This is a genomic window from Microcoleus pseudofavosus SVA1_A4, from assembly GCF_036700565.1.
GTDB lineage: Bacteria > Cyanobacteriota > Cyanobacteriia > Cyanobacteriales > Microcoleaceae > Microcoleus.
Window position 1 is genome coordinate 31983 of sequence record NZ_JAUBPE010000006.1, and the last position, 11528, is coordinate 43510.

Annotated in this window: 9 protein-coding genes; 4 read left to right on the forward strand and 5 right to left on the reverse strand. The window is 48.3% G+C overall.

Going from position 1 to position 11528, the window contains the following annotated elements:
* Positions 1-2 precede the first annotated feature (2 nt).
* Complete coding sequence (locus QUA02_RS04275; protein WP_333025563.1) at positions 3-1283, forward strand: valine--pyruvate transaminase; 1281 nt, start codon at positions 3-5, stop codon at positions 1281-1283.
* A 256-nt stretch (positions 1284-1539) separates the two neighbouring features.
* Here the strand turns inward: QUA02_RS04275 and QUA02_RS04280 are convergent, their stop codons facing one another.
* The 5 genes from QUA02_RS04280 to QUA02_RS04300 form a co-directional block, all read right to left on the reverse strand.
* Entirely contained in the window at positions 1540-3741 is a 2202-nt protein-coding gene (locus QUA02_RS04280) for a caspase family protein (protein ID WP_333025566.1), read from the reverse strand.
* Between the two features lie 310 nt (positions 3742-4051).
* Entirely contained in the window at positions 4052-5233 is a 1182-nt protein-coding gene (sat, locus tag QUA02_RS04285; RefSeq protein ID WP_333025568.1) for a sulfate adenylyltransferase, read from the reverse strand.
* Between the two features lie 163 nt (positions 5234-5396).
* Positions 5397-6488 (reverse strand): DUF6745 domain-containing protein, encoded by a 1092-nt coding sequence (locus QUA02_RS04290; RefSeq protein ID WP_333025570.1) that lies wholly within the window; start codon positions 6486-6488, stop codon positions 5397-5399.
* Positions 6489-6606: 118 nt separating this feature from the next.
* Positions 6607-7206, reverse strand: coding sequence for a hypothetical protein (locus QUA02_RS04295; RefSeq protein ID WP_333025572.1), 600 nt, complete (start codon positions 7204-7206; stop codon positions 6607-6609).
* A gap of 434 nt (positions 7207-7640) precedes the next feature.
* Positions 7641-9113: a site-2 protease family protein gene (locus tag QUA02_RS04300; protein WP_333025574.1), complete on the reverse strand. Its 1473-nt coding sequence runs from the start codon at positions 9111-9113 to the stop codon at positions 7641-7643.
* A 33-nt stretch (positions 9114-9146) separates the two neighbouring features.
* On the opposite strand from QUA02_RS04300, the gene QUA02_RS04305 reads away from it, so the two are divergent.
* From QUA02_RS04305 to QUA02_RS04315, 3 genes are all read left to right on the forward strand, one after another.
* A complete protein-coding gene (locus tag QUA02_RS04305) occupies positions 9147-9824 on the forward strand; it encodes an MBL fold metallo-hydrolase (RefSeq protein WP_333025576.1) in 678 nt (225 codons plus the stop codon).
* Between the two features lie 240 nt (positions 9825-10064).
* Positions 10065-10625: a sugar O-acetyltransferase gene (locus QUA02_RS04310; RefSeq protein WP_333025577.1), complete on the forward strand. Its 561-nt coding sequence runs from the start codon at positions 10065-10067 to the stop codon at positions 10623-10625.
* A gap of 192 nt (positions 10626-10817) precedes the next feature.
* Positions 10818-11282 (forward strand): hypothetical protein, encoded by a 465-nt coding sequence (locus tag QUA02_RS04315; protein ID WP_333025578.1) that lies wholly within the window; start codon positions 10818-10820, stop codon positions 11280-11282.
* Positions 11283-11528 lie beyond the last annotated feature (246 nt).

Here is an 11528-nt window from a genome sequence, read left to right on the forward strand (position 1 = left end):
CTATGAACCCTGCCCTGACTCAATTTGGCACTCAGATGTCCCACCTCACGGGAGTGCGAGCGATTATGAAAGACATTATTGAAACTCTCAGAGCTGGCAGCGGGCAGGAGTTTATTAATTTGAGCGCCGGAAATCCAGTGATTTTGCCGGAAGTCGAGCAGTTGTGGCGCGACTGCACTGCGGAACTTTTGGCCAGCCCGGAATACGGCGACGTGGTTTGTCGCTACGGTTCCAGTCAAGGTTATCAGCCGTTTATCGATGCGGTATTGGCGGATTTTAACCGACGTTACGGACTGAATTTGACCGATCGCAATATCCTAATTACTCCGGGAAGTCAATCGATTTACTTCTACGCAGCCAACGCTTTCGGCGGCTACACTACCAGCAAACAGCTTAAAAATATTGTTTTACCGCTGAGCCCAGACTACACCGGTTACGGCGGCGTGAGCTTGATTCCCGAAGCGGTAGTCGCTTGCAAACCCACCCTCGATATTGATGCGCCCGCCCACAGGTTCAAATACCGCCCGGATTTCAGCCAATTGTCGATCGACCAAACCACCGGTTGCGTCATTTTTTCCCGTCCCTGCAACCCCACCGGCAACGTCCTCACCGACGACGAAGTTAAGAAAATAGCCGATTTAGCTGCCGCTTTCGACGTGCCGGTGTTCGTTGATTCCGCCTACGGCCCTCCCTTCCCCTCCTTGAATTTTACCGAGATGACGCCGATTTTTGGGGGCAATATCGTGCACTGCATGAGTTTGTCGAAAGCCGGATTGCCGGGGGAAAGAATCGGAATTGCGATCGGCGATGAAAAAATCATTCAACTATTAGAATGTTTTCAGACCAATATGTGCATTCATTCGCCGAGATACGGACAGGCGATCGCAACTCGGGCAATTAATTCGGGCGCTCTTGCCGACATTTCCCTCAACGTAATTCGCCCGTACTATCAAAGCAAATTTGCAGTAGTTGAAGAAACTTTAGAACAAGCAATGCCGAAGGATTTGCCGTGGTTTTTGCACCGGGGCGAAGGAGCAATTTTTGCGTGGTTGTGGCTGAAAGATTTGCCAATGACTGATTGGGAACTGTATCAAAAATTGAAGCAAGTCGGCGTAATTGTCGTGCCGGGAAGTTCTTTCTTCCCCGGTTTGCGGGAAGATTGGCAGCACAAGCACGAGTGTTTGCGGATTAGTTTGACGGCGACAGATATGGAGATTAAAACTGCAATGAAACGCTTGGCTCAAATGGTAGAAAAGGTTTATCAGTCAGCAGTAAGTAGTTAGTGTTATTGGTTGGTTGTTAGTTGTTATATCAAGTCCGGTTGCACCGGAATTAATATAACCCGAAATCAGGAAACGGCAGTGCCGTGTCCCTACAATAAATCACGGTAGGGAAACGGCACTGCCGTTTCCTCTATATCATTCCGGCGCAGCCGGAATTGATATCAGTTGATTGTTAACTGTTGACGGTTGACTGTTGTCATTACCAATGCCCAATTACCAATGCCCAATTACCAATGCCCCATTCCCCAATTCCCAATTACCCATTCCCAATTACGCGATAAACAAAACTCAGAGTTGCCCAAACATTCACATCCAAAGCCAAATCATCCGTCGATATCCCCAATTTCTGCACGCCCGGAATGCTAGCGGCGTGCAAATCTTCCAGCACAGCCCGCGCTACATTTAAAGGATTCAACAACACTCGAATTGGTAAAGCATCCCTCGTTTGCTGCATTTCGGCTTCTATTGCAGCCAAAGTTCGATCGAACGGACTCTCACTAAATATAATCAGAGTTTCCGCAAGTCCGTTAGCGAAGCCCTCGAAGAGGATCGCCCCAGATACCGCCCATCCAATCGCCCCAGCCGCCGGCACGATCGAATTCTCCCCCGGAGCGATCGCCCGCGACCTCTCCCCCACAGGGTCTTTGCCCTCAGCGCCGAACACTGACAGCCGTCCCGCGCTGTCCGAGCAAAACACCGCAAAGTAAACCGGGCGCTCGCCCTCGTTATACAATCTGTACTGAATTCGGCTGCCGCTTTTCATACTTAGTATATAATTGCTTGCAGATTTCTCGCTTTCCGCGCTCAGGGGTTCGAGGCGGTAAGTGCGATCGGCCCGCACAGGCTCCCGCTGCGCCACCGCCCGCGCTTGCGGCGCCAGAGTTGCCAGAACCGCCCGCACCTTCAGGCGCGAAGACCCCTCATTGGCTGTCAGTCGCAGCAACTTCCCCGCCAGCAGGGTTTTCAACTGCGGAGTCAATCGCTGCACCGCCACCTTAACTGCTTCTCCCCCGTCGCCCTGAGTGTCGGGAATCGGCATTTGGCCCAAAGAAAACAAACCGTAGCGGCCTCGATCCAAAGCAGGCTCATAAGCCGAAGAAGTTTGAGCGACAGCCGTTTCCGGGACTCTGCCGAACCGAAAGTCGGCCGGTTGCTCGCTCCCTACGGCCGCAACTTGCGGCACAGTCGCGAAGGCGCTGGTGGCGTCCACCCGCTCGATGCGTTCCAAACCAGAGTCCAAAGCTACTGTCAAACCGATGTTTCGCGGCAATACCCGAATTTCTTCCCTCACGAGTTCGCCGACTGTTAATTGGCTGTTTGTTCGATCGGGCTTATCTAAAATTTGAGCTTTAGCAGAGAGGCCGGTGCGTCCCCGCAGCAAAAGCCTCGCGCCCGCTGAGGAATCCACAGCAAACACAGAACCCCCGGAGCACTCCAAAACCCCGGGCGACAACCCGCCCAGCCACAAAAGCACAGTTTTGCCGCCCTCTTCCACCGCCGTCACAGCGCCGTCTGCAGGGGAATTCAAGATTAAATTTCCCAAATTAACCGCCGCCGGTGCTGTTAAAACGTCATGGCGAATTTGCGGTTGCTGCGATAACCCCGCAAGCTTGCTGTAAAAATTGCCGGCGGCGCGACTGAAACTGACGCTGAAGCTGCTGGCGGGAGTTGCCCACCACAGAGTTTGAGTCAGGGCGTAGGTAAACAAACCTGCACTAAATCCGTTCCAATCTTGTTCGGCGGCGATTTGGGAATTGGCGGCCGCAGCAAGTACGGTGGCCGCCGGACGGAGATTTGTACGGGATTTGAGACCTTCGCCAAGCGTTAATTCTGCGAGGCTTGGCTGCCCGACGGTGGGGCGGGGGCGCGACCGGATGCGAAAGTTGCCGTTTTTGGGGAAACCCGGATAGGTGTAGCTGGTGTCGAGGATGGCGATCGCATTTTCTGTCGCGAGCGATCGCACCAACAACAGCAGCGTTTCCTCTAAAATATCGTTCACCGCCCCGTTGGCCAACAGTGGCAAAACGTCATCCGCCGGCACCAAACTGTTTTGCATTTTTCCGGGAGACTCGATCGAACTGACTCGGCTACCGCAGCCGCTAAAGTGAAAAACTACCGCGTCGCCAGGTTTTGCTTGTTGAGTCAAGTGAGTCACAAAAGCCGTCTCGATATTTTCCCTCGTAGCTTGAGCGTCAGTCAAAGTCAGAATGTCCGACGGCGCAAACCCAAACCGATAGATCAGCAATTCCCGCTGCAATTCCACATCCGTGACGCAGCCGCGCAGGGGCGAGTCTGGATATTTGTCAACCCCCACCAACAAAGCCAATTTGCGGGCTGTCGGCTGGGCTAAGGCTTCGAGGTAGCGATCGCCCAACCGCAGCCACAGGGTCTCGCTGATTCCGATGGCGGCCAGGACCCGGCCAGCTTGCTGCAAAAATTCCCGGCGCTTCAGTCCCATTTTTAAATAGCTTTGGATTTTAAGTTGTCAATTTTAAGTTAAATTCCCCTCACTAATTTTCGGGGATTAATTAGATTGTGAGTGTTTAGTATTAAAATGTTTTTTGATTTTTAACTTTTGAGTTTTACAGCAGATTCCACATTTATGAAGTATACCCGCCTATCGCGAGCTTCCCCGTAGGGACACGGCACTACCGTGTCCCTACACTTCGCAAACCTGGAATACGCTGTAAGTTTAAACTTTAAAATTTAAAACTCAAAACTCAAAATTCAAAACTATTCAGAATGCCGCCAACACCAAGGTTCAAGATTTAAATCTCGTAATTGAAAATATTCATTGCCTTGGCTAATTCGGCGGCGACTTCCGGCCGAGAAAACTGCGGCGGCGGCAATTTTCCAGCGCGCAGCATTTCGCGAACTTTGGTTCCCGACAAATGCACCCGCTGTTCGGGAGTGCTCGGACTTGTTTTCGTTGTAGCCATTTGTTCAGTCAGCGTGCAATAGAAAGCGTGCTCGAATTTCATCGGCACAATTCCCAATTCTCCCGGCTCAAATTCGTCAAAAATGTATTGGGCATCGTAAGTTCCGTAATAATCTCCAACTCCAGCATGATCGCGCCCGACGATAAAGTGAGTGCAGCCGTAGTTTTTGCGGATTAAAGCGTGAAAAATTGCTTCTCGCGGCCCGGCGTAGCGCATGGCCGCCGGATTAATTGCCAAAATTACGCGGTCTTTTGGATAGTATTTTTCTAGCAGAATTTCGTAGCAGCGCATCCGCACGTCAGCAGGGATATCGTCATCTTTTGTCGTCCCCACTAGCGGGTGCAGAAATAAGCCGTCTACTGTTTCTAAGGCGCATTTTTGGATGTATTCGTGCGCCCGGTGAATGGGGTTTCTGGTTTGGAAACCGACTATGGTTTTCCATCCTTTTTCTTTGAACAGCAGTCTCGATTTCGCCGGGTCAATTTGGTATTGGGGAAACCGGACATCTAGTTCGCGTTCCAGCAGCCAAACGTCGCCTCCGAGGTTAACTGGCCCGGATTGGTCTACTACTTGGACGCCCGGGTGTTTGAGGTCGTCGGTGCGGTAGACGTTGAGGGCTTCTTCTTCTTTGCTGTAGCGGTATTTTTCTGCGAGCTCCAAGAGCCCGACAAATTCGCCTGCGGGGGAGTCGAGGCGCACTAAATTGCCTTCTGTGAGGGTGTCGGCGACTGCTTCGCTGACACTGAGGGTGATGGGAACCGACCAAGGGAGGCCGTTGGAGAGGCGCATTTGTTTGACGACCGATCGATAATCAGCTTCGTTCATGAACCCTTTGAGGGGACTCAGGGCGCCGATCGCGATCATTTGCAGGTCGGAGATCGATCGATCCGAAAGCTGGACTCGCGGCAAAACTTCTGCTTTGTCGAAAAATTCTTGTCTTTGGTCTAGTGTGGCAATGCGGTTGACCAGGATGCCGCCGTGAGGGGCAATGCGGTCTGAAAGCTGGCTCATGTCGATTTGAAGTTGTGGGTTTTAGCTGCCAGAGTACATAGTACCAAGTGCGGGCTGTAAATCTACATTTTTTAATTGTTCTGGACTTGTACAGAACGCTGTTTTTGTGGCGCTGTAATTCTTTTACAGTCAACTAGCGCACTCAACACTATCAACTTTTCCATCAAGTTTGCACTTGAAATTCTTCTGGATCTATTCCCCAATTTACCCAGCCAATCGCTTCTTTAGCCGTTAGCGAAGCCCTCGAAGAGGATCGCACTTTTGGCGGCACTCGCAAAGCGTGAAGGTGTCCCGTACTCGGACAAGTCATCTTTAACAAATAAATTGGCTCTATGTCAATATTATTATCAATTTTTAACAACGTATATTCTTGCCAACTATCCAATTCGGTTGCTTGCAATTCTTGACAAATTCTCGGATAGCCGATCGCCTGAATCAAAACTCGCCGCACTTCGGCATTATGTTCTGTTAACAGCCATGAAGCTTGCCAAGACTCCAGCGGAACCTGACCGATTATTTCCGGCAGTCGCACACCGCGATAACAGTATACGCTGAACTTGTCAGCAAATTCAACCGCTGGTTGACATAAAGCGTGGAGCAAATATTCGCTGTCAAAATGAAGTTGTCGCGGGCGATCGCACACAAAGCACTTTTTCTCAAACGGGTAAATCCAGCCGCAGTTTTCCACTAAGGATTTAAAGGCTGAATACAAAGGGCGATCGATCTCCAAATTTAACACGTCTATACAAAATTCAACCCAACTTCCGTGACAGGCTGAGAGTTCGGAAACTATGGAGTTATTATGATAAGTCTGATCGATGAAAAATCTCTGAAATCTGCCGCCCAACTTACGCGCTAATTTGATGTAAAGTTCATCTTTAACATGAACGTGCAGTTGATTCATCAGTTGAGCGTACAGCGGGTTATAGAGTTTGCTGTAAATTTTATTTTCCAGTTCCCTGCTGAGTTGACTCCTTAATATATCGTACAATTCATTGTGAATTTTGTTTCTGATTTCGCTGCCTGTTTCCAGACCAGAATCGCGTATCCTTAGCGGTTCAACTGCTTGCAAAGCTATGTAAGGGCTGTCGCAGAAAATAATTTCCGGTGCGGGAAAGCCGATGATATTGTAGGCGGTGTTGATGGCGGCTGTAGCTTGCGGGCGATCGATCGGTGCGATCGAAAGTCCAATTTGCCGCCACTTCTCGCGATAAATCGGAATTAGCGCTGTTTGTTCGGGAGTAATTGTTATCATTAGTACAGCTATATTATTTGATTTTCGGTCATTTTTTTTCGATTTCGCAGCCTGTAAAAAAAAATATTAAGTTTGTCTTGACAGCGAAATTAATCGCTCTAAACCTATTTTATTATAGTTATTGGTAAAACTTAACTATTTTTTGCAAAACCCCTAAAATCATAGGAACATTATCGAGACAATAAACATCATAATCAATAATTAAATTATTTCCTTCTAATTTAAGAAACCGCCAGACAACGCCAGTAGTTACGCAGCCAAACACGGCAGGTATTGAATTTTGTTCGCGTTGGTTAAATAGCTGAGCAGCCACCATTTGTGCGGCACACTGCGGCAGACAAGATTCTATGTCTGGGCCTTGGGTTTCTCTCAATACAAAAACCGGAATTTTAATTTCAAAATCCACCGGCACGCAAGACAGTAGAAAGTCGCATTCTCCATTCAATCCCAGAGAAATATCTACATCAAATGACCAACCCGAAAAGATAGAAAATTGTCTGTTGTTCCTTTCTCTAGATTCTAACAAAATAGGAGAAATAATCCGTTCCGAACGTTCTTTTGCAGTTTTCACAGCAGTGTTAGAACTAATTTCGAGGGTTCTCCACAGCCATTCGGAGGGTTCTAAAGGAATAACCTTGGCACTCAAAATAGGACTGAGTGACGCCTCCAATCCAAACCGATCTTTTAATTGTTGAAAAGTAAAGGATTTGTAAGACATATTTCTCAGATAAGTCGGTGTAAATAAAGATTACTTCGAGAGAGAAAGCGAGTAAAAAAACTAAACTCGCTTGGGGAGCATCCCATTTTTACTTTCAGATCGTGGACGGTTGCATCAGAATATATTTGGATCGTATTCAGTGCGAGCGTCCATAGCGAACGATCCCTACCGCGAGCGAGACGCTCGAACTCCTAAAAAACGCTTTTTACCAAATTGGGATGCTCCCCTCGCTTGTATAAAAACTTACACCAAAGAAACCGGGTTTCTGGGAATAATCTTGGTTTGGTAGCGAAGTATCTAGGAAGAAACCGGGTTTCTTACCCCGTGCGTAAGTCCTAATATAGCAACTCTTGCAGAATTTGCGAACATCTCTTTTTTGACTTAAGACTTCTCTCCTAGATAACTAAATCCTTCTTGCTTTTTCATTCTTGCTTCTAAACATTTAACCATTGAACGAGTACCCGGGGCGCCGGCAACAAAATAATTAACAAAAGCCCGATCGCCAGCAACCCCAAAAAATCCCGCCGATTATCCAATTCGCTGACATCATTCAACGCTGGTTCGTCGTTTAGCGGCGTCAGAAACAAAATAATTGCCCACAGCAGCAAACCCTGTTCCAAAAAAGCAAGCAGCAGCACACAAACTCTAGCAAATTGCCCGATCGCCATACTCGCTCGCTGGCCGAACATCGCGTGCACGATGTGCCCGCCGTCGAATTGTCCCACCGGCATCAAATTAAACGCCGTCACGATCAAACCCAAATAACCAGCCACCGCTACCGGATGCAAATTAATAGCAGTTTCCGCATTCAAAGCGCCGCCCAAAGTTAACTTGCTCAACAAAGTCATCAGCAGCGAAAAATTAGGGGTGAAAGACTCAAAATTTAACATTCCCGACTTCTCAGACAGCGGTACAATAGTCGAATGATTCAAACCCCAAATCAACAACGGCACTGTCGCAACCAAACCCGCCAGCGGGCCGGCAATACTGATGTCAAATAAAGCTCGGCGGTTGGGAATTGGACTCCGCATTTGAATGAATGCGCCAAAAGTTCCCAAGAAAAAAGGAATCGGAATAAAATAAGGCAAAGTCGTGGGAATTTTGTAGAATCTGGCAGCTAAATAGTGGCCGGATTCGTGAATTCCCAAAAATGTAATTAGAGCCAGCGAGTAAGGCAAACCCTGGAGCAATATTAAGGGGTTTGCCTGCAAAGCTTTTTCAGTAACTCCGGCCATTTGCGCCCCGACAATCGTAGTCGTAAACACCGTAATCAGCACCAAAGCTAATGCAAAAAACGGCCTGGTTACAGATTCGGTTGTGACAGGAGTTTCCCCTGATTGGCGGCTGGGATTGGGAACTATAGCAAAAAAAGGTTGACCGCTCAAGCTGTTTTGAAATATGACTAAAAAGCGATCGCCAAAATGCCTCTGGACATTCTCCCGAATCGCCTGATAAGCCGCCTCCGGGTTCGTGCGCAACTGTCCGCGACAAATGACAGCCTGCGGCCGAAATTCCAAATCCCGCAAAAAGTAAATTGACCAAGGAAAACAATCGCGCAAACTCGCTTCTTCTGCTGCATCGATGGGGCGCACGGGCGGTTTTGGCTGTGCAGGTTCAGTCTCCGAGTCTGCTACCTGCTCAGCAGTTTCGCCGGTAATTTTCTTGCGCCCCAACTGTACCAAAAACCAGTACAAAAAAGGGCAAACCAGAAAAGGTATAATTACTAACTCCGGCGGTACTGTTTTGCTCGTGCCGTTAACTAAAACCCAACCGGTCCAAATCAGCGCCGGCGCCATCATTACCAGCCACAGCAGCCATACCGGAGTTCGGGTGATGCGGCTGGTGCTGCTCTGCAACAAGTAGTACGATATCAGTCCCAATACGAACAACCATAGTAAAAAGAACATAATATTTATCCCATTCCCTTCTGAAATACTTCCTTGAAACAACAGAGTTCAGTCTCCAAACAACCCAGACCCGTGCTCGACAATATCTTTGCTTTCCCGCCTAACCGGGATACCCTGGGTGCGACAGCCTATTTCATTGTAGAAAACCAAACTAACATCTTGGTGGATTGTCCCGCTTGGGATGAGATTAACCAAACATTTTTGCGGGAACAGGGCGGCGTGCGGCTGCTGTTTCTCACCCACCGCGGCGCTATCGGCAAGGCGCGGGAGATTCAGGAAGCTACGGGGTGCGATATCCTGATTCAAGAGCAGGAAGCTTATTTGCTGCCGGGTTTGAAGGTGACGGTTTTTGAGCGAGAATTTGCTTTGAGCGATCGAATAAAAGCATTTTGGACTCCCGGCCACTCTCCGGGTTCCTCTTGCCTTTATTATGATACTGGCAACGGCGGAGTCCTGTTTTCCGGCAGACACTTGCTCCCCAACCGAGAAGCCGCCCCTCTACCGCACAGAACGGCAAAAACTTTTCACTGGCCCCGGCAAATTAACAGCGTTCAGTCAATTATCGATCGATTTTCGCCCTCCACTTTGCAATATATTTGCCCCGCTGCGAATACGGGTTTTCTGCGGGGAAAAGGTTCGATCGATCGAGCTTTTGAGCAATTAACCAATCTAGATTTAGCCGTTTGTTTGCAGTCCAAACCAGATTCTTAAATGTATGTGTTCCCATCAGACTCTTGATATCAATTCCGGCTGCGCCGGAATGATATAGAGGACACGGCAATGCCGTTTCCCTACGGCGATTGATGGTAGGGACACGGGACTGCCGTGTCCTGATTTCTACGCCAGATTTATTGTAGGGACACGGCACTACCGTGTCCTGATTTCGGGTTATATTGATTCCGATGCTACCGGATTTGATATCAACCGCCAATTCTTACTGTAGAAAAAACTGTGGAAAAAACCGAAAAACAAAAAATGCTCGCCGGCGAATTGTATTTAGCTGCGGATGAGCAATTAATTTTAGAGCGCCAGCGAGCCCGCCGCCTCGCCAGAATTTACAATTCTACCCGCGAAGACGAACCTGACAAACGGTTAGAAATTATCGCAGAATTGTTCGGCGCCGTCGGGCCGAAAGTTGAAATCGAGCCGCCTTTTTACTGCGATTACGGCAGCAATATTTATGCTGGAAACGGATTGTACATGAATTTTGGCTGCGTGATTCTCGACTGCAATCGAGTTAACATCGGCGAAAATTTTCTCTGCGGGCCAAACGTGCAAATTTACACCGCTTTTCACCCCACAGACCCGGAAATTAGACTTTCTGGCCGAGAACTCGCGGCTGAGATTAATATTGGCAATAATGTTTGGATGGGCGGCGGCAGTATTATTTGTCCGGGAGTCACTGTTGGCGACAATAGCACGATCGGCGCAGGCAGTGTTGTTGTCAAAGATATTCCCGCAAACGTCGTGGCGGCGGGGAATCCTTGCCGAATCATCCGGCATCTACCTTAATGTGGTACGATCGACACACTGGCGCGATCGGCTCTTTGGAGCTTAACCCAAAAATTTTAGATATTAGAACAGCCGGTTTGAGATTTTTTAAGTAAAATCCCCATAAAAATCTGTGGAAGAAATCTAAAATCTAAAATCTAAAATCGCTTGATTTTTCGCTCCCTGTTTTCAACTCCAACTCAAAAGAATTTTATGACGACTGCAATAGTTTATCCCAACGCTCCCGAACTCTGCACCGACGACTACATAGCAGTGGGTGTGGCCACCTGCTTCATCAAAGAAGAAGGCGAAGTTTTTGAAGTGCAGGTAATAGAGGCTATTCCCTCAGCAGCTTTGGAAGCAATTGTCAAGGGAATTCCCACATCCTATAAAATGGCTTGGGGTACAACCTTGGGATCTGTTCTCGACGGTGAATCACCCAAAATGCTGCCTGATTTCCCGGCATCAGCTCAGTTTAGCGAAGAATTCGGCTTTCGGGCGATCGCCGCAGCCCGCACTTACAAAATCCGCCCCCAAGCTCAAGTTCACATTCCCTTGGGAACAGTTCGCAACGACTTTACTTATTCCTTAGAGCGCAAAAGAGTGCTCAACTCCGAGCGCGTCATTCGCACTGAAGACAATGTAAAACAGCACGAACACACTCACAAGGTTCTTTAAACAAATTGCTCAAATGCGGGAATTTAGCACCGAAAATAGTTTTGAGTTTCGACCTGTTAATTAAAAATTTAACAAGTTTTTCGTTCATTATACCTCTGGCATAATTATTGTGGAACAGGCATCCTGCCTGTTCAAAACTTGCTTTTGGGGAGAAGTCTATTATAGCGGTTCCCAAGTAAGCCGTAGGGACACGGCACTGCCGTGTCCCTACAAGAGCTATGGGGAGCATCTCAGTTTTGCATTTAT

Bases quoted from the DNA above. Each gene is read 5' to 3' on its own strand.
- QUA02_RS04275 (WP_333025563.1), top strand. From the start codon at position 3: ATGAACCCTGCCCTGACTCAATTTGGCACTCAGATGTCCCACCTCACG.
- QUA02_RS04280 (WP_333025566.1), bottom strand. From the start codon at position 3,741: ATGGGACTGAAGCGCCGGGAATTTTTGCAGCAAGCTGGCCGGGTCCTG.
- sat (WP_333025568.1), bottom strand. From the start codon at position 5,233: ATGAGCCAGCTTTCAGACCGCATTGCCCCTCACGGCGGCATCCTGGTC.
- QUA02_RS04290 (WP_333025570.1), bottom strand. From the start codon at position 6,488: ATGATAACAATTACTCCCGAACAAACAGCGCTAATTCCGATTTATCGC.
- QUA02_RS04295 (WP_333025572.1), bottom strand. From the start codon at position 7,206: ATGTCTTACAAATCCTTTACTTTTCAACAATTAAAAGATCGGTTTGGA.
- QUA02_RS04300 (WP_333025574.1), bottom strand. From the start codon at position 9,113: ATGTTCTTTTTACTATGGTTGTTCGTATTGGGACTGATATCGTACTAC.
- QUA02_RS04315 (WP_333025578.1), top strand. From the start codon at position 10,818: ATGACGACTGCAATAGTTTATCCCAACGCTCCCGAACTCTGCACCGAC.